This window comes from Microbacterium aquilitoris, assembly GCF_031932285.1.
GTDB classification, from domain to species: Bacteria; Actinomycetota; Actinomycetes; order Actinomycetales; family Microbacteriaceae; genus Microbacterium; species Microbacterium aquilitoris.
Map to the genome: position 1 here is coordinate 1,282,744 of NZ_JAUZVT010000002.1, position 24,574 is coordinate 1,307,317.

Annotated in this window: 23 protein-coding genes; 2 read left to right on the forward strand and 21 right to left on the reverse strand. The window is 69.3% G+C overall.

Annotated elements, in window-relative coordinates; all coding sequences use genetic code 11:
- Nucleotides 1-9 precede the first annotated feature (9 nt).
- The gene (erpA, locus tag Q9S78_RS13125; RefSeq protein WP_018186476.1) at nucleotides 10-375 is read right to left on the reverse strand and encodes an iron-sulfur cluster insertion protein ErpA; all 366 of its coding nucleotides are present in this window, start codon (nucleotides 373-375) and stop codon (nucleotides 10-12) included.
- Nucleotides 376-490: 115 nt separating this feature from the next.
- The gene (locus Q9S78_RS13130) at nucleotides 491-1,882 is read right to left on the reverse strand and encodes a dipeptidase (protein WP_311870605.1); all 1,392 of its coding nucleotides are present in this window, start codon (nucleotides 1,880-1,882) and stop codon (nucleotides 491-493) included.
- Between the two features lie 52 nt (nucleotides 1,883-1,934).
- Between Q9S78_RS13130 and Q9S78_RS13135 the strand changes: the two genes are divergently transcribed.
- Nucleotides 1,935-2,495 carry a DUF3043 domain-containing protein gene (locus tag Q9S78_RS13135; protein WP_018186474.1) on the forward strand — a complete coding sequence of 187 codons (561 nt, stop codon included), beginning with the start codon at nucleotides 1,935-1,937 and terminating at the stop codon, nucleotides 2,493-2,495.
- A 67-nt stretch (nucleotides 2,496-2,562) separates the two neighbouring features.
- Here Q9S78_RS13135 and Q9S78_RS13140 read toward each other — a convergent pair whose 3' ends face one another.
- The 5 genes from Q9S78_RS13140 to dnaE form a co-directional block, all read right to left on the reverse strand.
- Nucleotides 2,563-3,582, reverse strand: a complete 1,020-nt coding sequence (locus Q9S78_RS13140) for a quinone-dependent dihydroorotate dehydrogenase (protein WP_020097530.1) — start codon at nucleotides 3,580-3,582, stop codon at nucleotides 2,563-2,565.
- Between the two features lie 25 nt (nucleotides 3,583-3,607).
- Nucleotides 3,608-4,081, reverse strand: coding sequence for a transcriptional regulator NrdR (gene nrdR / locus Q9S78_RS13145; protein ID WP_018186472.1), 474 nt, complete (start codon nucleotides 4,079-4,081; stop codon nucleotides 3,608-3,610).
- A 13-nt stretch (nucleotides 4,082-4,094) separates the two neighbouring features.
- Nucleotides 4,095-5,396, reverse strand: a complete 1,302-nt coding sequence (hisD, locus tag Q9S78_RS13150; RefSeq protein ID WP_311870607.1) for a histidinol dehydrogenase — start codon at nucleotides 5,394-5,396, stop codon at nucleotides 4,095-4,097.
- A 20-nt stretch (nucleotides 5,397-5,416) separates the two neighbouring features.
- Complete coding sequence (locus Q9S78_RS13155) at nucleotides 5,417-6,541, reverse strand: hypothetical protein (protein WP_020097531.1); 1,125 nt, start codon at nucleotides 6,539-6,541, stop codon at nucleotides 5,417-5,419.
- A 64-nt stretch (nucleotides 6,542-6,605) separates the two neighbouring features.
- Nucleotides 6,606-10,124, reverse strand: coding sequence for a DNA polymerase III subunit alpha (gene dnaE, locus Q9S78_RS13160; RefSeq protein WP_018186469.1), 3,519 nt, complete (start codon nucleotides 10,122-10,124; stop codon nucleotides 6,606-6,608).
- A 48-nt stretch (nucleotides 10,125-10,172) separates the two neighbouring features.
- Here dnaE and Q9S78_RS13165 point away from each other — a divergent pair, with 48 nt between their 5' ends.
- Nucleotides 10,173-10,646 (forward strand): NUDIX hydrolase, encoded by a 474-nt coding sequence (locus Q9S78_RS13165; RefSeq protein ID WP_018186468.1) that lies wholly within the window; start codon nucleotides 10,173-10,175, stop codon nucleotides 10,644-10,646.
- 37 nt (nucleotides 10,647-10,683) lie between these two features.
- Here the strand turns inward: Q9S78_RS13165 and Q9S78_RS13170 are convergent, their stop codons facing one another.
- The 14 genes from Q9S78_RS13170 to Q9S78_RS13235 form a co-directional block, all read right to left on the reverse strand.
- A complete protein-coding gene (locus Q9S78_RS13170) occupies nucleotides 10,684-11,604 on the reverse strand; it encodes an RluA family pseudouridine synthase (RefSeq protein WP_020097533.1) in 921 nt (306 codons plus the stop codon).
- A complete protein-coding gene (gene lspA, locus Q9S78_RS13175) occupies nucleotides 11,591-12,202 on the reverse strand; it encodes a signal peptidase II (protein WP_116229267.1) in 612 nt (203 codons plus the stop codon). The genes Q9S78_RS13170 and lspA overlap by 14 nt, the downstream gene beginning before the upstream one ends.
- Nucleotides 12,203-12,213: 11 nt before the next feature.
- Nucleotides 12,214-12,831, reverse strand: coding sequence for a DivIVA domain-containing protein (locus Q9S78_RS13180; protein WP_311870609.1), 618 nt, complete (start codon nucleotides 12,829-12,831; stop codon nucleotides 12,214-12,216).
- A 114-nt stretch (nucleotides 12,832-12,945) separates the two neighbouring features.
- Nucleotides 12,946-13,248: a YggT family protein gene (locus tag Q9S78_RS13185; protein WP_018186464.1), complete on the reverse strand. Its 303-nt coding sequence runs from the start codon at nucleotides 13,246-13,248 to the stop codon at nucleotides 12,946-12,948.
- A gap of 4 nt (nucleotides 13,249-13,252) precedes the next feature.
- Nucleotides 13,253-13,708 carry a cell division protein SepF gene (locus tag Q9S78_RS13190; RefSeq protein ID WP_018186463.1) on the reverse strand — a complete coding sequence of 152 codons (456 nt, stop codon included), beginning with the start codon at nucleotides 13,706-13,708 and terminating at the stop codon, nucleotides 13,253-13,255.
- A 32-nt stretch (nucleotides 13,709-13,740) separates the two neighbouring features.
- Nucleotides 13,741-14,427 carry a YggS family pyridoxal phosphate-dependent enzyme gene (locus Q9S78_RS13195; RefSeq protein ID WP_020097535.1) on the reverse strand — a complete coding sequence of 229 codons (687 nt, stop codon included), beginning with the start codon at nucleotides 14,425-14,427 and terminating at the stop codon, nucleotides 13,741-13,743.
- A 7-nt stretch (nucleotides 14,428-14,434) separates the two neighbouring features.
- Nucleotides 14,435-15,595 (reverse strand): cell division protein FtsZ, encoded by a 1,161-nt coding sequence (ftsZ, locus tag Q9S78_RS13200; protein WP_020097536.1) that lies wholly within the window; start codon nucleotides 15,593-15,595, stop codon nucleotides 14,435-14,437.
- A gap of 157 nt (nucleotides 15,596-15,752) precedes the next feature.
- Nucleotides 15,753-16,769, reverse strand: coding sequence for a cell division protein FtsQ/DivIB (locus Q9S78_RS13205; protein ID WP_311870610.1), 1,017 nt, complete (start codon nucleotides 16,767-16,769; stop codon nucleotides 15,753-15,755).
- Between the two features lie 2 nt (nucleotides 16,770-16,771).
- The gene (murC, locus tag Q9S78_RS13210; protein ID WP_311870612.1) at nucleotides 16,772-18,172 is read right to left on the reverse strand and encodes a UDP-N-acetylmuramate--L-alanine ligase; all 1,401 of its coding nucleotides are present in this window, start codon (nucleotides 18,170-18,172) and stop codon (nucleotides 16,772-16,774) included.
- A gap of 64 nt (nucleotides 18,173-18,236) precedes the next feature.
- A complete protein-coding gene (locus tag Q9S78_RS13215) occupies nucleotides 18,237-19,310 on the reverse strand; it encodes a UDP-N-acetylglucosamine--N-acetylmuramyl-(pentapeptide) pyrophosphoryl-undecaprenol N-acetylglucosamine transferase (RefSeq protein WP_311870614.1) in 1,074 nt (357 codons plus the stop codon).
- Between the two features lie 10 nt (nucleotides 19,311-19,320).
- Nucleotides 19,321-20,535, reverse strand: a complete 1,215-nt coding sequence (gene ftsW, locus Q9S78_RS13220) for a putative lipid II flippase FtsW (RefSeq protein ID WP_018186457.1) — start codon at nucleotides 20,533-20,535, stop codon at nucleotides 19,321-19,323.
- Entirely contained in the window at nucleotides 20,492-22,033 is a 1,542-nt protein-coding gene (gene murD / locus Q9S78_RS13225) for a UDP-N-acetylmuramoyl-L-alanine--D-glutamate ligase (RefSeq protein WP_020097540.1), read from the reverse strand. Before murD ends, ftsW begins: the two co-directional genes overlap by 44 nt.
- On the reverse strand, nucleotides 22,030-23,139 hold the full coding sequence (gene mraY, locus Q9S78_RS13230; RefSeq protein WP_018186455.1) for a phospho-N-acetylmuramoyl-pentapeptide-transferase: 1,110 nt from the start codon (nucleotides 23,137-23,139) through the stop codon (nucleotides 22,030-22,032). Before mraY ends, murD begins: the two co-directional genes overlap by 4 nt.
- On the reverse strand, nucleotides 23,136-24,548 hold the full coding sequence (locus Q9S78_RS13235) for a UDP-N-acetylmuramoyl-tripeptide--D-alanyl-D-alanine ligase (protein WP_311856295.1): 1,413 nt from the start codon (nucleotides 24,546-24,548) through the stop codon (nucleotides 23,136-23,138). Before Q9S78_RS13235 ends, mraY begins: the two co-directional genes overlap by 4 nt.
- Between the last annotated feature and the right edge of the window lie 26 nt (nucleotides 24,549-24,574).

Below are 24,574 nucleotides of genomic sequence, written 5' to 3' on the forward strand. Positions count from 1 at the left end.
GGGGATGGATCAGTGGAAGCTGTCGCCGCAGGCGCAGCTGCCCGCAGCATTCGGGTTGTCGATCGTGAAGCCCTGCTCCGAGATCGTGTCCTTGAAATCGATCTTCGCGCCGTCGAGGTAAGGCACCGACATGTCGTCGACGATCACCTCGACACCGTCGAAGTCGACGGTCTTGTCTCCGTCGAGGTAACGCTCGTCGAAGTAGAGCTGGTAGATCAGACCCGAGCATCCGCCGGGCTGAACGGCGACGCGGAGCCGGAGGTCATCACGGTTCTCCTGCGACAGCAGGCTCTTCACCTTGTCGGCCGCGGCCTCGGTGAGGGCGACGCCGTGGGCGGGAACGGTCTCGGTGGACTGCGTGGCGATGTCGGTCATGACTCTCCCCATGGTCGGGCCGCCAGTGCTCTTGAGGAACGGGGGCGGCGTGCTGACACGATTCTACGTCGCCTCTCGGGCTCTGGCCCGGCGGCGCGAGTATCGGCAGGCGGGTTCACTCGGATGCGTCGAGGGACTCGAGCAGGAGCGCCTCGGACACCAGCGCGTGTCGGAACGTGTCCACGTGCAGGGATTCGTTCGGGCTGTGAGCCCGCGCATGAGGATCCTCCACCCCGGTCACGAGGATCTCCGCGCCCGGGAACTCGCGTACGAGGTCGGCGATGAAGGGAATCGATCCGCCCACGCCGATGTCGACGGGCGTGCGTCCGTAGCCGCTCTCGAGGGCGGAACGCGCCTTCTCGACGGCAGGGCCGGACGTGTCGACGAGGAACGGGTTGCCGAAGTCGACGTCGCGGAACGTGAGGCGTGCACCGAACGGCGCGTGGGCGTGCAGGTGCGCCTCGACGGCGGCGAAGGCCTCGGCGGCGGGCTGGCCGGGCGCGACGCGCGTGCTGATGACGACCGTCACCTTCGGCGACAGCGTGTTCGACGCGTTGCGGACACTCGGAGCGTCGATGCCGGTGATCGTGATCGAGGGCTTGTTCCAGATGCGGCTCAGGATCGCGTCGCGTCCGATCGGCGACACACCGTCGGGAAGCCCCGCCTCGCTGCGGAGGGTCTCCTCGGTGTAGGGCGGGGTCGCGGCATCCCGGATCGCGAGACCGTCGACGGCCACTGCGCCGTCCTCATCCCACAGCGTGGCCAGCAGCGTGACGGCTGCCATCATGGCGTCGGGCACCGCTCCGCCGAACATCCCGGAGTGGGATGCGTGATCGAGCGTCTCGATGTCGAGGGTGGACCGTGCGTTGCCGCGGAGCGAGACCGTCAGAGCGGGGGTCTCGGAGTCCCAGTTGCCCGAGTCTGCGACGACGATGACATCAGCGCGGAGGGCGTCGGCGTTGTCGCTCAGGAACGGCGCGAACGATGCGGAACCCGCCTCCTCCTCGCCCTCGAAGAAGAGGTTCACGCCGAGGTCGAAGTCGTCGCCGAGCGCCTCCTTCATCGCCCGGAGAGCGCCGATGTGGGCCATGATGCCCGCTTTGTCATCGGCTGCGCCACGCCCGTAGATCCGGCCGTCGCGGAGCGTCGGCTCGAAGGGCGGGGACTCCCACAGGGACTCGTCGCCGACGGGCTGAACGTCGTGGTGCGCGTACAGCAGGATCGTCGGCCGGCCGTTGCGGGGTGCACGGGTGGCGAGGACGGCGGGCATCCCCTCCTCCCCCGTTTCGGGGATGACGGCCGTCTTGACCTCGACGCGTTCGAAGATGCCGAGGTCGTCGACGAGGGCCTTCACCGCGTCGGCGCTTCGCTGCACCTCGGCGCGGTCGAACCCCGGGAAGGCGACGGACGGGATGCGGACGAGGGAGCCGAGATCGGCGAGGGCGGCGGGGACCTGGGTGAGGGCCGCCTCCCGCACCGCGGCGGACCGAGAGGTGTCGGAAGTCATGCGGGTAATCTTATGTGGCACGCCTTTTCCGCCGATTCCGAGGAAGCGCCCCGTGGCACAGACACCTCCCCCTGCCGACACCGCCCCCGACGCCCCCACGGGCGCGGGGAAGAACCGCCCGACGCCGACGCGCGCCGAGCAGGAAGCGGCACGGAAGCGGCCCCTCGTCGCCAACACCAAGGAGGCCCGCGCCCGCGCGAAGGCTGAGCTCGCTGCCCAGCGCGAGAAGGCCCGCGTCGGCATGGCCAACGGCGACGAGCGATACCTGACGCCCCGCGACCGCGGTCCCCAGCGCCGGTTCGCCCGGGATTACACGGACGCCGGCTGGCACTTCGGCGAGCTCATCATGCCGCTGTTGGTGATCGTGATCCTCTTCGCGCTCGTTCCGAACACCGCGATCGTGTTCTACGCGTACGTAGGGCTCTGGGCTTATCTGCTTTTCGTCGTCGCGGACATGGCCATCCTCTCTCGCAAGGTGAAGAAGCTCGCCGCCGCGAAATGGGGTGACCGCCGCGAGAAGGGTCTCGGCTGGTACGCCGCGATGCGCTCCGTCCAGATGCGCTTCATGCGCCTCCCCAAGCCGCAGGTCAAGCGCGGCGAATACCCGCACTGATCTCCGACGACGAAGGGCCCGCACACGATCGTGCGGGCCCTTCGTCCTTCAGATGGGATGCCGCCTGTCAGCGCGCGAGGCCCCGGTTCAGCTGCCTTGCCCACAGGGGTCCGCGGTATACGAACGCGCTGTAGCCCTGAACGAGGTCGGCACCGGCTGCGAGACGCTCGCGGACGTCGTCGGCCGTCTCCACTCCCCCGGCGGCGATGACGCAGAACTCGGCCGGGACCGCGGCTCGGACGCGACGGAGAACCTCGAGCGAACGCTCGCGCAACGGTGCGCCGGAGAGGCCGCCCGCCCCCATCGCGTCGACGCGGGCAGCATCCGTCGTCAGCCCGGAACGAGCGATCGTCGTGTTGGTCGCGACGATCCCGGCGAGGCCGGCGTCCACCGCCATCCTCGAGATCCCGTCGATCTCGTCGTCGGAGAGGTCGGGAGCGATCTTGACGAGCAGGGGCGTGTCTCCTGCGGCATCCTTCACCGCCGTCAGCAATGGCCGCAGCGTCTCGACCGCCTGCAGGCCGCGGAGCCCGGGCGTGTTCGGCGACGACACGTTGACGACGAGGTAGTCCGCGACCGGGGCGACCAGGCGGGTGCTGGCGACGTAGTCCGCTGTCGCATCCGCGACGTCGACGACGCGGGACTTGCCGATGTTGGCCCCCAGGACCGGTCGCCGTCGGCGACGGCGCATACGAGCGAGCCGCTGCGCGACGACGGCAGCGCCCTCGTTGTTGAACCCCATCCGGTTGATGAGGGCGCGGTCCGCCGGCAGGCGGAACAGGCGCGGGCGGGGATTGCCATCCTGCGGGATCGCCGTCACGGTACCGACCTCGATGTGACCGAACCCGAGGGCATGCAAGCCGAGGGCGCCGATGGCGTTCTTGTCGAAGCCGGCGGCGATCCCGAACGGCGAGTCGAAGACGAGACCGAGCGCCTCGGTCCGAAGCTCCGGGGCCGGACGGGTCAGCGCCCGGGCCACAGCCGAGAAGGGCGGCACGGCGGCGACGCGGATGACGGCCATCCCGAGATGGTGGGCGGTCTCGGGATCGAGGCGACGGAGGACGAGGTCGAAGAGGAGTCGGTACATCGGCTCCCAGCCTAGAGGTGAGCGCTCAGGCGTCCTGTCGCGGAACGCGCTGTGCCTGGTCTGCGCGGAGCAGAGCGATCGCGGCGTCGAAGTCATCGAGCGTCTCGAACGCCTGGTACACACTCGCGAACCGGAGGTACGCGATCTCGTCGAGTTCGCGCAGGGGGCCGAGGATCGCGAGCCCGATCTCGTTCGTATCGATCTGCGAGACGCCCGTCTGACGCACCGCCTCCTCGACGGCCTGAGCGAGCATGGCGAGATCCGCTTCGGTGACCGGTCGACCCTGGCACGCCTTGCGGACGCCGGACATGACCTTCTCGCGGCTGAACGACTCGATCACGCCGGAGCGCTTGATCACGTTCAGGCTCGCGGTCTCGATCGTCGAGAACCGGCCCCCGCACTCCGGGCACTGGCGACGACGACGGATGCTGAGTCCGTCGTCGCTCGTGCGGGAGTCGATGACGCGGGAGTCGGAGTGACGACAGAACGGGCAGTGCATGGCGGCATCCAGCCTACGCGTCGAAGCGCGCCGTGACGGCCTCGCCGTGGGCGGGGAGCACCTCGGCCGTCGCGAGGGTCACGATGTCGTCGTGGACGGCCCGCAATGCGTCGCGGTCGTACGTGATGACCTGCTGAGGACGCAGGAAGGTGGATGCCGACAGCCCGGACGCGTACCTGGCCTGACCGCCCGTGGGGAGCACGTGATTGCTGCCCGCGAGGTAGTCCCCGAGGCTCACGGGGGTCCACGAGCCGACGAAGACGGCACCCGCGTTGACGAAGTCCTCCGGACGAGGATCGCGCAGGTGCAGCTCGAGGTGCTCGGGCGCGTACGCGTTGCTGAAGGCGGTCGCCGTCGCGAGGTCGTCGACGAGGACCACGGCGGACTGCACGCCGGCGAGGGCTTGGGCGACCCTCTCGGCGTGGTGAGTCGCCGCTGCGCGGCGCTCGACCTCTTCGACGACGGCTTCGGCGAGGCCGGCCGCATCCGTGACGAGGACCGCTGCGGCCTGCTCGTCGTGCTCGGCCTGGCTGACGAGGTCGGCGGCGACGAGACGCGCGTCGGCGGAGTCGTCGGCGACGATGAGGATCTCGGTGGCGCCTGCCTCGGAGTCCGTGCCGACCATGCCCGCGACGACCCGCTTGGCGAGCGCGACGAAGTTGTTGCCGGGACCCGAGATGACATCGACGGGTGCGAGGTCCAGCTCGGCCACTCCGTGCGCGTACGCCGCGACGGCGCCCGCGCCACCCATGGCATAGACCTCGGTGATGCCGAGGAGCTTGGCCGCAGCCAGGATGACGGGGTGCACCCGCCCGCCGTGGTCGCGCTGCGGGGGCGAGGCCAGCGCCACCTCGGCGACGCCCGCCACCTGCGCCGGGACGACGTTCATGACGACGCTCGACGGGTACACCGCCTTGCCACCGGGGACATAGACACCCGCACGGCGCACGGGACGCCAGTGCTGCTCCACCCGCGCGCCCGGACCGATATCGGTCACCACCGGCGAGGGCACCTGAGCGGCCGACGCGAGGCGGACCCGTGAGATCGCGTTCTCGAGCGCGCCCCGGATGGATGGATCGAGGGAGGCGAGCGCCTCGTCGAGGTGCGCGGCGGGAACGCGGATGGCGTGATCGCTGACGTCGTCGAACCGTGCCGCCTGCTCGCGGAGCGAGACCTCGCCCCTCTCCGCCACATCTGCGACGACGGCGGCAGCCGTGGCCAATGCCTCATCCCGCGCTGCGGTGGCTCGGGGAACGGCGGCGAGCAGGTCGGCCGGTGTGACGGCGCGACCCCGGAGGTCGATCGTGCGGAGCATCCCTCCAGGGTAACGGCGGGTCAGCCTCGGGTGACGCCGGAGACGTCCGTGAGGTAACCGATGCGGCCGTCCTCGTGGCGGACCACGAAGGAATCGCCACGGTCCTCGATCACGAGCGCCCAGGCCGTCGGGCCGATGCGGAAGACCGGCGCGCCGCTCTCGTCGACGACGTCGCGCTCGACAGGAGCCAACGCCCAGAACGCCTGCTGGGCGGAAGCCGCAGCCGGAGCCGGCTCGTCGTCGTCGATGGGGTCTCCGTACGGGGCCGGGTCGGGATCGACCGACGGCGCCGCCATCGTGTACCGCGCGTCCGAGATCGGCCGCGCCACGACCGGGCGCGCGCGACGGGCGACGCGGTGCGACAAGGTCTCGGCACGGTGCAGGAAGTCCTCGTGGAACGGCGGGATGAACGGAGCGAGGACGGTCAGCACGACGCCCGCAGCCATCAGAAGCACCTCGACCCAGACGACCCAGCTGCTGAGCCACACGCCGACCGCGACGCCGCGCGCGATGTTCGTCCACAACCAGCTCAACCACACGACCGCCGAAACGGCGAAGGCGACGGAGGCGAACTGGTCGATCCCCAGGGATCCGACCCGACGGATGCCGTCGGGCGAGAACCGGCGGAGCGTGATCAGGAACACCGCGACCGTGGGCGCGCCGATGGCGAGGACCCAGTCGATTCCCGAGGTCCAGACGCTCGTTCCGCCGAGGAGGCTCGTGTACTGGTTGTCGGCGTAGAGGGGGAAGAACGAGAACAGGAAGGCGAGCACCCACACACCGAGCAACGAGATCTCGCGGAGCGAGAACGGGCCGATGCCGTACTGCGGCGGGATGTGGCCTTCAGAGGCTTCGACCGTCGCCGGCTCGTCCGGAGACGGCTGCGGCTCGACGGGCGCGACCTGCGGCTCGACGTCAGCGACCGTATCGGCGGCGTCGTGATCGACCGATGCGGGCACGGCCTCCGCGGGGGAACCGGGGGCATCCGCGGCATCCGTGGAGAAGTCGTAGGCCTGGGTCTCCATGTCGAGAGTGGACGTCTCGTGCGGCGCGGCCTCGGGCGCGCGGACCACCGTGACGTCGAGGTCTTCGACGGGGCTCCCGGCGTCGTCCGGCGATTCGGGGTTCGTCTTCTGGTCGGTCACGATGCTCCTTCCGAACAGCGCTGATCAGCGCCGCCTGCGATCCTACCCGCGTCGTCTCAGCGAATCAGCCGAGGCACTGCGGCCCGAGCAAGCCCTTCAACTCGCCGTACAGGTCGACCGTCACCCCGACCTGGGCCGGGACCTCGAACACCTTCGCGACACCGCCGCGGTGCAACTTGAGGGTCACCTCGGTGTCGCCGGGATGGCGGTCGAGGACGGCGGCGAGCTGTCCGATCGTCGTCTCGGTCGCGCGGTGTTCGGGCAGCAGCAGGACGAGCGGGCCCGCGGCATCCACCGATCCGAGATCGGGGACGAACGCCGATTGACCGTGGAGGTTGCGGCCGTCGTCGCGCTGCGAGACGCGACCTCGGACGACAAGGATCGAGTCCGCCACGAGCATCGACTGGAACTCCGTGTACGTCTTGCCCATGAACATGACGGTCACCTCACCGTCGAAATCCTCGACGGTGATCATGCCGTACGGGTTGCCGCTCTGCTTGGCGACGCGGTGCTGGACGCTCGTGACGAGCCCGGCGATGGTCACCGTGTCGCCGTCGGAGATGTCCTCCGACACCAGCAGGTCGTGGATCGAAGTCGACGCGTGCTTGGCGAGCGGGATCTCGAGACCCGCGAGCGGGTGATCCGAGACGTAGAGACCGAGCATCTCGCGCTCGAAGGCGAGCTTGTCCTTCTTCGTCCATTCGGGCCGCTCCGGCACGCGCGCGACCTGCTGCGGCTCGTCGTCGCCCCACAGGCTGTCGAAGTCGAAGCCGACCTCGCCGTTCGCTTCGCGGCGCTTGTCGAGGACGGCCTGTTCGACCGCATCCTCGTGGATCTCCATGAGGGCACGCCGGGTCGATCCGAGCGAGTCGAAGGCGCCGGCCTTGATGAGCGATTCGACGGTGCGCTTGTTGGCGACGTGGACCGGGACCTTGCCGAGGAAGTCGTGAAAGCTCGCGTACGGACCGTCCGAGCGGGCCGACACGATCCCGTCGACGACGTTCGTGCCGACGTTGCGGACGGCGCCGAGGCCGAAACGGATGTCCTCGCCGACGGCGGCGAAGAACCGGATGGACTCCCCCACGTCGGGCGGCAGCACCCGGATGCCCATGCGGCGGCACTCGTTGAGGTAGACCGCCATCTTGTCCTTCGAGTCGCCGACGCTCGTGAGGAGGGCGGCCATGTACTCGGCGGGATAGTGCGCCTTCAGGTAGGCCGTCCAGTAGGAGACGAGGCCGTACGCGGCGGAGTGGGCTTTGTTGAACGCGTAGTCCGAGAACGGCAGGAGGATGTCCCACAGGGACTTGATCGCCGCTTCGCCGAAGCCGCGCTCCTTCATACCGCCCGAGAAGCCCTCGTACTGCTTGTCGAGCTCGGACTTCTTCTTCTTGCCCATCGCCCGGCGGAGGATGTCGGCCTGACCGAGGGAGAACCCGGCCACCTTCTGCGCGATGGCCATGACCTGCTCCTGATAGATGATCAGGCCGTAGGTCGTGTCGAGGATGTCCCGCAGCGGTTCTTCGAGCTCGGGGTGGATCGGGGTGATCGGCTGGACGCCGTTCTTGCGGAGCGCGTAGTTGGTGTGCGAGTTCGCACCCATGGGCCCGGGTCGGTACAGCGCGATGACGGCCGAGATGTCCTCGAAGTTGTCGGGCTTCATGAGGCGCAGGAGCGACCGCATCGGCCCGCCGTCGAGCTGGAACACGCCCAGCGTGTCACCACGGCTCAGGAGGTCGTACGCGGCACGGTCCTCGAGTTCGAGGTGTTCGAGGTCGAGCTCCTCGCCTCGGTTCGTCCGGATGTTGTCGAGCGCGTCCGAGATGATCGTGAGGTTTCGCAGCCCCAGGAAGTCCATCTTGATGAGCCCGAGCGTCTCGCACGACGGGTAGTCGAACTGCGTGACGATCTGGCCGTCCTGCTCGCGGCGCATGATCGGGATGATGTCGATCAGCGGTTCGCTCGACATGATGACGCCGGCCGCGTGCACGCCCCACTGACGCTTCAGGCCCTCGAGTCCGAGCGCGCGGTCGAAGACCGTCTTGGCGTCGGGGTCGGTGTCGACGAGGGAGCGGAACTCGCTGGCTTCCTTGTAGCGCGGGTGCTTGGCGTCGAACATGCCGCCGAGCTCCATGTCCTTGCCCATGACGGGCGGCGGCATGGCCTTCGTGAGGCGCTCGCCCATCGAGAACGGGAAGCCGAGGACACGACCGGCATCCTTCAACGCCTGCTTCGATTTGATCGTGCCGTAGGTGACGATCTGCGCGACGCGCTCGGACCCGTACTTCTCGGTCACGTAGTCGATGACCTCGCCGCGGCGCCGGTCGTCGAAGTCGACGTCGAAGTCGGGCATCGAGACGCGGTCGGGGTTCAGGAAGCGCTCGAAGATGAGGCCGTGCTCGAGCGGGTCGAGGTCGGTGATGCGCATCGCGTACGCGACCATCGAACCGGCGCCGGAGCCGCGGCCGGGACCGACGCGGATGCCGTTGTCCTTGGCCCAGTTGATGAAGTCGGCGACGACGAGGAAGTACCCCGGGAACCCCATTTGGAGGATGATCCCGGTCTCGTACTCGGCCTGCTTGCGGACGCGGTCGGGGATGCCGCCCGGGTAGCGGTAGTGGAGGCCCGCTTCGACCTCCTTGATGAGCCAGCTGTCCTCGGTCTCCCCCTCGGGCACGGGGAAGCGCGGCATGTAGTTGGCGGAGGTGTTGAACTCCACCTCGCATCGCTCGGCGATCAGCAGGGTGTTGTCGCACGCCTCGGGGTGGTCACGGAAGAGCTGACGCATCTCCTGCGCCGTCTTGATGTAGTAGCCGTCGCCGTCGAATTTGAAGCGGTTCGGGTCGTCGAGGGTCGAGCCGGACTGGACGCACAGCAGCGCCTCGTGCGCGTCGGCCTCGTGCTGGTGCGTGTAGTGCGAGTCGTTCGTCGCGACGAGCGGGATGTCGAGATCTTTGGACAGGCGGATGAGGTCGGTCATCACCCGGCGCTCGATCGAGAGGCCGTGGTCCATGATCTCGGCGAAGTAGTTCTCCTTGCCGAAGATGTCCTGGAACTCGGCCGCGGCCGCGCGGGCGGCCTCGTACTGGCCGAGCCGCAGGCGGGTCTGCACCTCGCCGGAGGGGCACCCGGTCGTCGCGATGAGGCCCTTGCCGTAGGTCTGCAGGAGCTCGCGGTCCATGCGGGGCTTGAAGTAGTAGCCCTCGATGCTCGACAACGAGCTGAGCCGGAAGAGGTTGTGCATGCCCTCCGTGCTCTGGCTCCACATCGTCATGTGGGTGTAGGCGCCCGAACCGGAGACGTCGTCGCTCTTCTGGTCGGGCGATCCCCACGCCACGCGCGACTTGTCGCTGCGGTGCGTGCCGGGGGTGACGTAGGCCTCGAGGCCGACGATCGGCTTGACGCCGGCGGCCTGGGCGGCTCGGTAGAACTCGAAGGCCGCGAACGTGTTGCCGTGGTCGGTGACGGCGATGGCCGGCATCCCGTAATCGGCCGCCGCCTGCGTCATCGCGCCGATCTTCGCGGCCCCGTCGAGCATCGAGTATTCGCTGTGGACGTGCAGGTGAACGAAGGAGTCGGATGCCACCCATCGAGTCTACGTTCCGGTTCTGACACGGCGCCTAGGCTGGTCCACATGACCACCCCCGAGTTCGTCCTCGCGCTGCGCGAGAAGATCGGCACCGCTCCGCTCCCCCTCGTCGGGGTGACCGCGATCGTCTTCCGCGACGAGAAGGTCCTGCTCGGCAAACGCGCCGACAACGGCGAATGGCAGGCGGTCTCGGGGATCGTCGAGCCCGGCGAGGAGCCCGCCGACACCGCCGTCCGCGAATGCCTCGAAGAGGCGGGAGTGGTCGTCCGGGCGACGCGGCTGGCGGCTGTGCAGCAGATCCCCCGCATCGTCTACGCGAACGGCGACGAGGTCGACTACCTCGATCTCGTCTTCCGGTGCGACTGGGTCTCGGGCGATCCGCATCCCGCCGACGGCGAGCTGACCGAGGTCGGCTGGTACGGGCTCGGCGAACTCGTCGAGGTCGATCAGACCCACGTGCGCAAGATCGCGCTCGCGATCGCGGAGGACGACCCGGCGTCGTTCACCGGCGGCCGCTGAGCCCTCATCACTCGCGGGGCCTTCGCTCGGAGAGCCCTCACTGGTCGCGGAGGATCTCCAGCGCCCCGGCCAGGTCGGCCGGGTAATCCGAGCGGAAGGTCGCCCAGTCCCCCGTCGCCGGGTGGGCGAACGAGAGCTCGTGGGCGTGGAGCCACTGACGGGTGAGTCCCAGGCGCTGGGCCAGAGTCGGGTCGCCGCCGTAGAGCGGATCGCCGACGCAGGGATGCCGGTGCGCGGCCATGTGCACGCGGATCTGGTGCGTGCGGCCGGTCTCGAGATGCACCTCGAGCAGCGAGGCCCGCGGGAACGCCTCAAGCGTCTCGTAGTGGGTCACCGAGTCCTTGCCGTCGGGGACGACCGCGAACTTCCACGAGTGGTTCGGATGCCGGCCGATCGGAGCGTCGATCGTGCCGACGAGGGGGTCGGGATGCCCCTGCACCACCGTGTGGTAGATCTTGTCGACCTCCCGCTCTTTGAAGGCGCGCTTGAGCGCCGTGTAGGCGCGCTCGGTCTTCGCCACCACCATCAAGCCGCTCGTCCCCACGTCCAGCCGATGGACCACGCCCTGGCGCTCGGAAGCCCCGGAGGTGGCGATGCGGAAACCGGATGCGGCGAGGGCGCCGACGACCGTCGGACCCTCCCAGCCGAGCGACGGGTGGGCAGCGACACCGGCGGGCTTGTCTACGACGACGATCTCGTCGTCGTCGTGGACGATGCCGAGGTCGGGGACCGCGATCGGGACGATCTCGGGTCCGCGCTTGTCCTCCCAGTCGACCTGCAGCCAGGCGCCGGCGACGAGCTTGTCGGACTTGCCGACGGGACGCATGTCCTGCTGGACACCGCCGCCCTCGGCGACCTCGGCCGCGAAGGTCCGCGAGAATCCGAGGAGCTTGGCGAGGGCGGCATCCACCCGCGTGCCGTCGAGCCCGTCGGGGACGGGGAGACTACGGCTGGGCATGAGGGTCCGCGGGTGCCGGGACGTCCGCGTCGCTGGCGGCGTCCGCGGTCGCGGCATCCTTCTCACGGGTGCCGTCGAAGCGACGGCCGAGCAGCACCAGGACGGCGACCGCGATCATCATCGTGACGATGAACATGTCGGCGATGTTGTATATGGCCGACGGGAACCACAGCCACAGCCAGGGGGTGTGGATGAAGTCCACGACGTGCCCGACGAGGAAACCCGGTGCACGCAGCAGCCGATCGGTGAGGTTGCCGAGGATGCCGCCGAGGAGAAGGCCGAGCACGATGGCCCAGGCGCGGGAGCGCACACGGGTCACCGCGAGAGCGACGATCGTCAGGGCCGCGGCGGCCAGGACGAGGGTGAACACCCAGGTCACGCCCTCCCCCAGGGAGAACGCCGCTCCGGGATTGAACGTCAGATAGAGCTGGAGGAAGTCCCCGAGGACCGGCACGGCCTGCCGCTCGGGCAGGTTCTGGAGGGCGAGGTACTTGGTGAACTGATCAGCGGCCAGCACCAGCACCGCGAGGATCGCGATGGTGGTGCCGGCCGCTGCGGCGCGCAGTGTCGTCCGCTTCGCGGACGTTCGGCTCGACAACGTGCGAGTGGTCAGGACGCGGAGATGGGCGTCGAACCCGAGGTGCCGGCGACGTCGAGGTCGCGCAGCTTCTCTTCGATGAACCCGCGCAGCTGGACGCGGTAGTCGCGCTCGAACTGACGAAGCTCGCTGATACGGCTCTCGAGGGTGCCGCGCTCGCTCTCGAGGCGGGTGATCTCGTCGCGCGCCTTCGAGCGTGCGTCGTTGAGGATGGCGTCGGCTTCGGCCTGCGCCTCGGAGATGAGCTTCTCCTTCTGCGCCTTGCCCTCGGCGACGTGCTCGTCGTGCAGGCGCTGGGCCAGCTCGATGATGCCGGCCGACGCGGCGACGGGAGCGGAGCCGGACGAGGCGGGAGCCTCCGCGGCGGGCTCGACAGCGGGAACCTCTTCGAGGAGTTCGGTCTGCGGTGCGGCCTCGGCCTGCGGTGCGGACTCGGTCTGCGGGGCGGACGTCTCACCGGACTCGAACGCGGCGAGCTTCGCCTTCAGTTCTTCGTTCTCAGCGATCGTCTTGCGCCACTCGACGACGATCTCGTCGAGGAAGTCGTCGACCTCATCGGGGTCGAAACCCTCTTTGAAGCGAACATGCTGGAACTGCTTGGTGACGACGTCTTCGGGAGTCAAAGGCATGTGTCTTTCCTCTTTCGGGGCTCAGGAAGCGGGCCGGTCAACGAAGACCCGCGAGGCGCGAGCCGTACCCCGACAGCATAGTCCGCGGCTGTCACGGGTGCGACGACAGCTCGGTCAGACGCGGCTCAGGACCTGCGTGATGGACAGCAGCACGAAGCAGCAGAGCATCGTGAGGGGGAACGCGAGATCCAGTGCGATCGGACCGATGCGCAGCGGGGGGATGAAGCGGCGGAAGAATTTGATGGGCGGGTCCGTCACGGTGAACACGACTTCCGCAACGACGAGCCAACCGCCGCGCGGACGCCACTCCCGATTGAACATCGGGATGTACTCCAGAACCAGACGTGCCAGGAGGAACAGCACGTAGATGAGCAGGAGCGCGTTGAGGATCCCGGCGATGAGGCCGATGACCGACACGGCGTCAGTGCGTGAAGGGGGCGGAGTCCGCGTCGCCCTGAGCGATCGCGCCTTCGCCGGACACTGCGACGTTCTCGGGCGACAGCAGGAAGACCTTGCTCGTCACGCGCTCGATACGTCCGTACAGACCCAGCGAAAGACCGCTCGCGAAGTCGATGAGGCGTCGCGCGTCGGCGTCGCTCATCTGCGAGAGGTTGATGATGATCGGGATGCCGTCGCGGAAGTTCTCGGCGATCGCCTGCGCGTCGCGGTACTGCTTGGGGTGGACCGTGACGATCTCGCTCACCGTCGCCGGAGCGGGCTGACGGACGACCGCGGGGCGGTGGATGGGCGTCACCGGCGCCGTCTTGTTCTCGACCTGCTTCTCCCGACTCTCGCGGCGGGGAGCCGGCTCCTCGTAGACCTCTTCCTCGTCGGCGAGGCCCAGGTACACCATGGTCTTCTTGAGCGGGTTCGACATCGCATCCTCCGTATTGCTCGTCTGTGACGAGGCTATCCGTGCACGGGCCTCGGGCCCGTGATTGCCGAACCGATCCGCAGGTGTGTCGCACCCGCTGCGATCGCCTCGGCGAAATCGCCGGTCATACCGGCGGAAATCCAGTCGGCATCCGGCACCACGGTGCGGATGCGGTCGGCATAGGTGGCCAGCCGCGCGAAGGCCGGAGCCGGCTCTTCGTCCAGCGGCGCGACGGCCATGATGCCGCGGAGGCGCAGCGACGGACACGTCGCGGCGATGTGCTCGGCGAGTTCCGTGACGCCCGAGGGCGCGACTCCCCCTCGTCCGGGATCCTCGGTCAGATTGACCTGGATGAGCACGTCGAGCCTGTCGCCGTCGTCGTCGGGGCGTGCCGCGTGCAGCGCGTCGGCGAGGCGGGCCCGATCAAGCGAGTGCACGGCGTCGGCATCCCTCCGGACGGCCTTCGCCTTGTTGGTCTGCGCCTGCCCGATGAAGTGCCAGCGGAGCGGCACGCCGTCGTAGGTCTCGCGCTTCGCGCTGAGCTCCTGCTGGCGGTTCTCCCCGACGTCGGTCACGCCGAGCCCGGCGAGCTCTTGGACGAGCTCGACGGGGTGGAACTTCGTGACGACGATCCGGGTGATCCCCGATGGATCGCGGCCCGCCGACCGAGCGGCATCCGAGATGCGCGCGTCGATGTCGGCGAGCCGCGAACGCAGATCCACGATCCGGTTACTTCAGGAAGTCGGGGATGTCGAGGTCGTCGTCGCCGAACGCCGAGTCGTAGTCACTCGACGAGGACGGCGCGGAGACCGACACCGACTCACGCGAACCGGCGTTCTCGGCGGCTGCGAGGTCGCGAGCCACCGTGTCGGCCGGCAGCGGCGGCAGGACCGGGGCGGATGCCGGGCGGCTGGCCGTGATCGGCTCGACCTTCACCTGGGGCTCGCCACCGTCGAAGCCGGCGGCGATGACGGTCACCCGCACCTCGTCGCCGAGGGTGTCGTCGATGACCGTACCGAAGATGATGTTGGCCTCGGGGTGCGCGGCCTCCTTCACCAACTGGGCTGCGTCGTTGATCTCGAAGATGCCGAGGTTCGAGCCGCCCTGGATCGAGAGGAGCACACCGTGGGCGCCCTCGATCGACGCCTCGAGGAGAGGGGATTCGACCGCGAGCTCGGCGGCCTTGATCGCACGGTCGGCGCCGCGCGCCGAGCCGATGCCCATGAGCGCGGAGCCCGCGCCCTGCATGACCGACTTGACGTCGGCGAAGTCGAGGTTGATGAGACCCGGGGTGGTGATCAGGTCGGTGATGCCCTGCACACCGGCGAGGAGCACCTGGTCGGCCGTGGCGAACGCCTCGATCATCGAGATGCCGCGGTCGCTGATCTCGAGGAGGCGGTCGTTCGGGACGACGATGAGGGTGTCGACTTCTTCCTTCAGCTTCGAGACGCCGGACTCGGCCTGGGTCTGACGGCGACGACCCTCGAACGAGAAGGGCTTCGTGACGACACCGATCGTGAGGGCGCCGATCGACTTCGCGATCCGTGCGACGACGGGTGCGCCACCGGTACCGGTGCCACCACCCTCGCCCGCGGTCACGAAGACCATGTCGGCGCCGGCGAGGGCCTCTTCGATCTCCTCGGCGTGATCCTCTGCGGCGCGACGGCCCACCTCGGGGTCGGCGCCGGCGCCGAGACCGCGGGTGAGCTCACGTCCCACGTCGAGCTTGATGTCGGCGTCGCTCATGAGCAGCGCCTGTGCGTCCGTGTTGACGGCGATGAACTCGACGCCGCGAAGGCCGAGCTCGATCATTCGGTTGACGGCGTTGACACCGCCACCACCCACGCCAACGACCTTGATGACAGCAAGGTAGTTCTGGTTCTGGCTCACGCCGGCCTCCGTATCGTCCTGAACCTCGAGTGCAAACCTTCAACCTCAACCAGAGGTTTAAAGAATTGCCGAGTATGCAATTCCTGATTCCGAAGGTATGCGGCGACGGGGCGGCCGCCCGCACCGTGGCGGCGTGTCGTCGGATCGGATTCTCGAGTCAGCGGATGACGACCGCATCGGGCGAGGAGATGTCGTACTCCTCGACCTTCGACGGCGGCCGAGCCGCCATCGCCGCCTTCAGCACGCGCGCCTTTTCGACGGCATCCTCGACGCTCCCCCAGACGACGTCCGCGCCGTCGATCGTGAGTGTGACGTCATCCGGAGTGGTCGCCGACATCGCCGTGACCGCGGCCTTCAGATCCGCCGGCAGGGACCGGTAGACGGCTCCGACGGCACGGAAGGTGCGCGACCCGGCGCCGCCTGCGGCATCGATGACGGGATACCCCTCGGGTGCGTCCTTCGTGGTGCCCAGCACGACTCCGGCCGCGTCGACGAGAGAGGCACCCGCTTTCGTCTTCACGACACCGACAGGCGTCCGCTCGACGATGCGGACGACGAGTTCCTGGGGCGGCCTCGCCTCGATGGAGTAACTCTCCACGAGAGGGAACGCGACGAGCGCCGCCTTCACGGCGCTCGAGTCGACGAGGGCGAGCGGAGTCCCTATCTCCCCCGAGAGCGCCTGCTCGACGGCGGCGGGGGCCAGGCGATCCGTGCCCAGCACCGTGATCTTCGACACCGCGAAAAGCGGACTGTAGGCCGTCGCGACAGCGCCGAGCCCGACCAGGACGACGGCAGCGAGCGCTCCGAGCCAGGCGTACCGTCGGCGGCGCTGGCGCACCGTGAAGCGCCGGACCTCGCGGCGCAGCGCGCGGCGGCGAGCCCGAGCCGCAGCCCAGACGTCGCGGACGCCGAGCGGACGCTCCGTCTCGGCATCCGCTTCTGCCTGCGCGTCGTCGGCGGGGGTCGGGGAGGCGTCGAACGGGACGACGGGAGCCAGACGCCCCGTCGCGACGGGCGGTTCGGCGACAGCGGGCTCGGATGGCGTCGGCTCGGCGGCGGGAGCCTCGACCGCGGGCGGCTCAGGGATGGCCTCACGCCGCCGCGGCCGCTCCGGGAGCGCCTCGCGTCGCTGACCTGCCGGCGGCGTCGACGGGAGCGGGGACGGCCGCCGCATCGTCAGTCCTGCCCTTGCCCGAGGGCGTCGAGCACCTGCGGGATGATGCGGTACACGTCGCCGCATCCGAGGGTGATGACGTAATCCCCCGGCTGGGCGACGGATGCGGTGTACTCGGCCGCCTGCTGCCAGTCGGTGACGAAGTGCACCCGATCCTGATCGGCGAACGCGCCGCTCACCAGTTCGCCGGTGACGCCCGGCACGGGGTCCTCGCGCGCGCCGTAGACGTCGAGGACGACCGTGTGGTCGGCGCGGGATTCGAGTACCTCGGCGAACTCGCGGTACATCGCCTGCGTGCGGGAGTAGGTGTGGGGCTGGTGGAGCGCGATGATGCGCCCCTCGCCGACGACCGTGCGAGCCGCGGACAATGCGGCGTCGACCTCGGTCGGGTGGTGCGCGTAGTCGTCGTAGACCGACACGCCCGCGCGGATGCCGTGGAGCTCGAACCGCCGGACCGTGCCGCCGAACTCCTCGACCGCACGGAGCGCCGATCCGAGGTCGTACCCCAGCGTGAGCAGGACGGCGACGGCGCCGGCGGCGTTGATGGCGTTGTGCGCACCGGGAACAGCGAGGGCACCGGATGCCGCCTGTCCCCCGTGATGGACGGTGAAGGACACCGGCCCCTCGGTGACGATGTCGGTCACACGGACGTCGGCGTCGGCAGACGTTCCGAACGACACGACGTTCGGGTGCGAGAGCGAGGCCGCGACCTCGCGGGCACCGGGGTCGTCGGAGGAGATGACGACGGCCTGGGAGGCGGCATCCGCGAACCGGACGAAACCCTCGTAGAACGCCTCGCGCGACCCCCAGTGGTCGAGGTGGTCGGGGTCGACGTTCGTGATGAGCGCGACGGCCGTGTCGTAGAGCAGGAAGGATCCGTCGGATTCATCCGCCTCGATGACGAAGAGGTCGTCGGACCCGGTGCCGCTCGAGACGCCGATCGAGGAGATGACGCCGCCGTTCACGAAGGTCGGATCGGCTCCGATCGCCCGGAGCGCCGTCACGATCATGCCCGTCGACGTCGTCTTGCCGTGCGCCCCGGCGACGCTCACCAGCCGGCGGCCGCCGACGAGCCAGTGGAGCGCCTGCGAACGGTGGATGACGGCGACGCCGCGCTCCTTGGCCCGGAGGTACTCGGGGTTCTCGGGCCAGATCGCGCCCGTGAAGACCACCGCGTCGACGTCTTCTGGCAGGTTCGCCACGTCGTGACCGACGTGGACGTCGGCGCCGCGGGACGCGAGAGCGCGCATCGCGTCACTGTCGGAACGGTCGGACCCCGACACGCGGATGCCGCGGTCGAGGAACATCCCGGCGAGTCCCGACATCCCGGAACCGCCGATCCCGATGAAGTGCGCGGCGGTGATGTCCAAGGGGATGGGGAGCGAGAGATCGGGACGAATCATGGCCCGTCAAGTCTAGGTCGGGCCCGCCGGGAGGATGCTGCGGCGCGCTGGAGCCGGCGCCGCGTCAGCGGGCGAGGGCGCGATCGATGAGCGCGACGACGTTCTCGCTGCCGGTGCGCGTTCCGACCGCGGTCGCGGCCGCGCGCATCCGGTCGAGCGCTGCGGCATCCGTGAGGAGCGGCACCACCGACGAACGGATGCGATCCCCGCTCAGCTCCGCGTCGGGGACGAGGACGGCCGCCCCGGCCGCGACGGCGGACGCGGCGTTGAGGGCCTGTTCGCCGTTACCGACCGCGTACGGGACGTAGACGGCCGGGATGCCGAGGGCGCTGATCTCGCTCACGGTCGCCGCTCCGGATCGCGACACGATCGCATCTGCCAGGGCGAAGGCGAGGTCCATCCGGTCGATGTACGGGACGACGCGGTAGGCCGGATCGCCCGGGTCGGCGATGTCGTTGCGCTCCCCCGCCGCGTGGAGGATCTGCCATCCCGCGGCGACGACGTCCTGCCAGGAATCGGCGAGGGCACGGTTGATGCGGACGGCGCCCAGCGACCCGCCGAAGACGAGGAGGACCGGCCGGTCCGCGTCGAGTCCGAACGCGGTTGCCGCCTCATCCCGCAGGGCGGCTCGGTCGAGATGCACGATTTCGGGCCGCAGCGGCATCCCGACGACTTCCGCTCCCCGCAGGGGCGTCCCCTCGAAGGCGACCCCGGATGCCGCGGCTCGCCGCGCGCCCAGCACGTTGGCGAGCCCCGGCTTGGCGTTGGCCTCGTGCACGACGAAGGGAACGCCGGCGCGCCCCGCGGCGACGTAGGCGGGGGCCGAGGCGTACCCGCCGAAGCCGACGACCACGTCCACCCCGCGCTCGCGGATGTGCGATCGGACCTGGCGCACCGCGCGCGCGAAACGCGCCGGGAAGCGGAGGGCCGCGGCATCCGGTCGACGCGGGAACGGCACCTTGTCGACGAAGAGCAGCTCGTAACCGCGCTGCGGCACCAGCCGCGCCTCGAGTCCCTCGCGCGTCCCGAGGACGAGGACGGTCGCGCCGGGCTCGCGCGCGGTGAGAGCGTCGGCGACGGCAAGCAGCGGATTGACGTGGCCCGCGGTCCCGCCGCCGGCCAGAAGGTACGTGGTCACCAGATCGAGCCTACCGGCGGGGTGCCGGCGCCACCGGCGGGGCCGCCGGCAGCGTGCGCGCGAACGCCAGCAGGGCGCCGCAGGCCATGAGCACGGACACGAGCGACGTGCCGCCCTGCGACATGAACGGCAGCGGGACGCCGAGCACCGGGAACACCCGGAGCACGACGCCGATGTTGATGAGGGCCTGTCCGACGACCCACACGGTGATCCCGCCCGCGGCGATGCGGATGAACGGGTCGTTCGTCTTGCGGATGACGTGGAACGCGCCGACGGCGAACAGGGTGAACAGCGCCAGTACGACGATGCAGCCGATGAGACCGAGTTCCTCACCGACGATCGCGAAGATGTAGTCGTGGGATGCCGCGGGCAACCACGCGTACTTCTCACGCGAGTTCCCGAGGCCGAGGCCGAAGACGCCGCCGCTGGCGAGCCCCCAGATGCCGTGGAGCGGTTGATAACAGCCGTTGTAATAGTCGTCGAGGCAGTTCGGGTTGAGGAAGCTCGTGATGCGCGCCATGCGGTTGGCGCTCGTCAGCGCCAGGAATCCGACGATCACGACGGCGGCGACCACGGGGATGACGAACACCCGGAGCTTGACGCCCGAGAAGAAGAGCGCGCCGAGCAGGATCAGCACGAGGATCATGGCCGTACCGAGGTCCTTGCCGGCCAGGACCGAGCCGATCACCATGATCGAGACCGGAACGACCGGGATGAAGACGTGGCGCCAGAGGCCGAGAAGCGTGTGCTTCCGGTAGAGGACGTAGCCGAGCCAGAGGGCGAAGGCGAGCTTCAGGAACTCGGACGGCTGCGCCTGGACCCCGGCGATCGAGATCCAGTTGCGGTTGCCGTCGAAGTCGTAGCCGAGGCCCGTGAACACCAGCAGCTGGAAAGCCTGCGCGACGCCCAGGGCGATCCAGGAGATCCGCTTCCAGAACAGCACCGGCAGCCGGCTGAACACGAACATGAGCGGGACGCCGAGGACCGCGAACATCGCCTGTCGGAGCACCGTCTGGAACGGCCCGCCCTCGGCCCCTGTCGCCATGGTCGCCGACAGCACCATCACGAGTCCGAAGATCGTCAGGATCAGCGCCGTCGAGGCGATGAGCAGGAACTCGCTCGGGACCGGTGCGAAGACCTTGCCGAGGGCGACGCGCGCCGTGAAGGCGGACGAGCCGCGGTCAGCCGGATCCGACGGGGCCGGACGGTCGGTCGTGGTTGTCACCGGCGTCCTTTCCGATCCGTGCGTTCACCGCGGCGGCGAAGCGCCGGCCGCGATCCGAGTACGAGGCGAACTGGTCGAAGGATGCCGCTGCCGGAGCGAGGAGGACCACGTCTCCGTCGTGCGCGACGTCCGCCGCACGGGCGACGACCTCGGTCATGACGTCCTCAGTCTGAGCGTGGTCGACCTCGAACAGCGGCACCGTCGGGGCGTGTCGCCCGAAAGCCGCGACGATCTCGGACCGTTCGACTCCGATGACGATCGCGGCTTTCACCGAGGGGCCGCGAGAGGCGACCAGATCGTCGATGTCGACGCCCTTCAGCAGACCGCCGATGATCCAGACGGCACCGGGGTACGCCTGGAGCGAGGATGCCGCCGCGTGCGGGTTCGTGGCCTTCGAGTCGTCGATCCACGTGACACCGCCCGCGACCGCCACGACCTCGATCCGGTGCGGATCGAGGCGGAAGCCGCGGAGGGCGTCGCGGATGGCGGCCGGCGGGACGTCGAACGAGCGGGCGATGGCTGCGGCGGCCAGGATGTTCGCGACGACGTGCGGTGCGGCGAGCCCCGCCTCCGCCAGCTCGTCGACCGTCGTGAGCTCGAGGGCGTTCGTGCGACGCTCCTCGAGGAACGCCCGGTCGACGAGGATGCCGTCGACGACGCCGAGGTCGCTCGGCCCCGGGACGCCGAGGTCGAAGCCGATGGCGCGGCATCCCTCGACGACCTCCGCATCCTCGACCATCTCGCGCGTCGCGACGTCGCTCTTGTTGTAGACGCAGGCCACGCGGGTGCGCTGGTAGACGACGGCCTTCGCATCCCGATAGGCGTCGAAGGAGCCGTGCCACTCGAGGTGGTCGGCTGCCAGGTTCAGACAGACGCTCGCGTGCGGGGACACCCGACCGTCGCCGTCCTGCAGACCGAGGTACCAGAGCTGATGGCTCGACACCTCGACCACGAGGACGTCGAACCCGGCCGGGTCACGCACCGCGTCGAGGACGGGGACCCCGATGTTGCCGCAGGGCGCAGCGCGGAGGCCGCCGGCCACGAGCATCGTGGCGGTGAGCTGGGTGGTCGTGGTCTTGCCGTTCGTGCCCGTGATGAGCACCCAGTCTGCGGGGGTTCCGTCGGGCCGCAGGACCTTGTCGCGGACGCGCCAGGCGAGCTCGATGTCGCCCCAGACGGCGACGCCCGCGTTCTGCGCCCACGCCACCACAGGGTGGTGCGGCGGGAATCCCGGCGAGGCGATGACGACATCGGGACGGTGAGCGACGAGTTCGTCGGGGACGGAGTCGAGGGGACCCTCCCACAGCCGTGCGCCGATCACCGGGAGGAGACGGGAGTACTCCTCGCCGGCGTCCTCCGTGACCACGAGGACGTCCGATCCCAGCTCCGCCAGGGTGTCGGCGACCGAGAAGCCCGTCATCGACAGGCCGAGGACGGCGACGCGCAGGCCCGACCAGTCGGCGTGCCAACTGGTGAGGCGGGCGAGATCCGCGGTCACAGTGCAGCCAGCCAGCCCGCGTAGAACAGGGCGACGCCGAAGATCGCCAGGATGCCGGCGATGACCCACATCCGTACGACGATCGTGATCTCGGGCCAGCCACGCATCTCGAGATGGTGGTGGAACGGGCTCATGAGGAAGAGACGCTTGCCGCCGGTCGCCTTGAAGTAGTACCGCTGCAGGATGACCGATGCGGGGGCGATGATGAAGACGCCGGCGAGGATGATGGAGAGGATCTCGGTGCGGCTGAGGACGGCCATCGCGACGATGACGCCGCCGATCGCCATCGACCCGACATCACCCATGAACATCTTCGCCTTCGGAGCGTTCCACCAGAGGAAGCCGACGAGGGCGCCGACGAACGAGGCGGCGACGATCGTGAGCCCCATGGGATCGCGCGTGTCGTAACAGGCTGCGGTGTATTCCGTCACGAGGGCGGCCGAATGGCAGCGCTGCTGCAGCTGCCAGAACGTCACGAGGCTGTAGGCGGACACCGTGAAGATGCCGGCACCCGTCGCCAGGCCGTCGAGCCCGTCCGTGAGGTTCGTCGCATTCGACCAGGCGACCGACATGAACGAGATCCACAGGAGGTAGAGGATCCAGCCCGCCACCGCGCCGAGAGCCATGAACGAGAGCGTCGGGATATCGCGGAAGAACGAGATGTACGCGGATCCGGGCGTCTCGCCGTACTGGTTCTTGAAGTTGAGCGCCATGATGGCGAACGGCACGGCGACGGCGATCTGACCGACGATCTTCCGCCACCCCGACAGACCGAGGCTCCGCTGCGAACGGACCTTCATGTAGTCGTCGATGAAGCCGATGATGCCGAGGCCGACCATCATCCAGAGGACGAGCAGGCCCGAGATCGTGGGCTCGGTGCCGCCGGTGTAGCTGCCGACGAAGAAACCGACGATCGTGCCCAGGATGAAGACGATGCCGCCCATCGTCGGCGTCCCGCGCTTCGTGTGGTGGCTCGGGTTGTGGGCGTCCTCGGGGGTGCGGATGACCTGACCCCAGCCGATCTTCCGGAAGAGCCGGATGAACAGCGGGGTCAGGAACAGGGTGAAGGCCAACGAGATCGTCGCGGCGGCCAGCAGGGATCTCACGAGAAGAATTCTCCCAGACGGTCGCCGAGGAACCTGAGCCCGGCGGAGTTGGAAGACTTCACCAGCACGCGATCACCGTCGCGCAGCTCGGCCGTCAGGTAGTCGTAGGCGTCGTCGGCGGTCTCGAAGAAGACGGCTTCGCCGTCCCACGAGCCTTCGCTGATCGCTGCCAGGAAAAGGCGTCGCGCGGCGGTGCCGATCACGACGATGCGCTCGTAGCGCAGGCGCACGGCCTGGAGCCCGATGCGATCGTGCTCCTCGCCCGCCTGCTCGCCGAGCTCGGACATGGCCCCCAGCACCGCGACCTTCCGCTGGCCGGGCGCGGTGATCTGTGCGACCGTCCGCAGCGCCGCGGCCATCGAGTCGGGGCTCGCGTTGTAGGCGTCGTTGATGATGCGGACGCTGTCCGTGCCGAGCGGCTGCATCCGCCAACGCTCCGCGATCTCGACCGTCCCGATGCGGGCGATCGCGTCGGCGGGGTCGACTCCGAGCAGCTGGGCGACCGTGATGGCGGCCAGCGCGTTCATCACATGGTGCTCGCCGAGGACGCGCAGGTGGAGCGGGATGCTGCGGCCGTCGACGTGGACGGTGGCAGTGGTCCCGGATGCCGTGACCTCGACGTCCTCGGCGCGGACGTCGGCGGCGGGCCCGCGGCCGAACCAGCGAACTGCGGCGCCGCGCTCGTCGGCCGCCGTCGCCATCGCGGCGACGCGGGCGTCATCGGCGTTGAGGACGGCGGTGCCGCCGGGTCGCAAGGCCTGGACCAGTTCGGTCTTCGCCTTCTGCGTGGCTTCGACACCGCCGAACCCGCCTGCGTGCGCGAGGCCCACCATCAGGACGGCGCCGATGTCGGGGGTGATGAGTCCGGCGAGTTCGGCGATGCGACCCGGACGGGAGGCGCCCAGCTCGCTCACGAGGAAGCGGGTGTCGTCGGTGACGCGGAGCATCGTGACGGGGGCGCCCACCTCGTTGTTGAACGACGCGCGGGGCGCGACGGTGGGACCTTCGTCCTCGAGGATGCGGGCGAGGAGGTTCTTCGTCGTCGTCTTGCCGTTGGAGCCTGTGATGCCCACGACGCGCAGGTCTCCCCCGGCGCGCACGCGCGCCACCACCTCGCGCGCCAAGGAGCCGAGGGCGGCCACGGCGTCGCCGACGACGATCTGCGAGACGGCGGCCGTCACGGGACGTTCGACGATGGCGAGGGTCGCACCGGAGGCGACGGCTGCGTCGACGAACAGGTGGCCGTCAGTGACGTCACCCGGCTTGGCGACGAAGACGGAGCCCGGCCCCATCTCGCGCGAGTCGGTGTCGACGGTGCCTGAGACGACCGTCTCGGGAGTGTCGGTGCCGTGGACGTGCAGTGTGCCGCCGACGGCGTGCGTCACCTCGGCGAGCGTCATGCGGATCATGCTGGGGTGTTCTCCTCGTGCGCTCG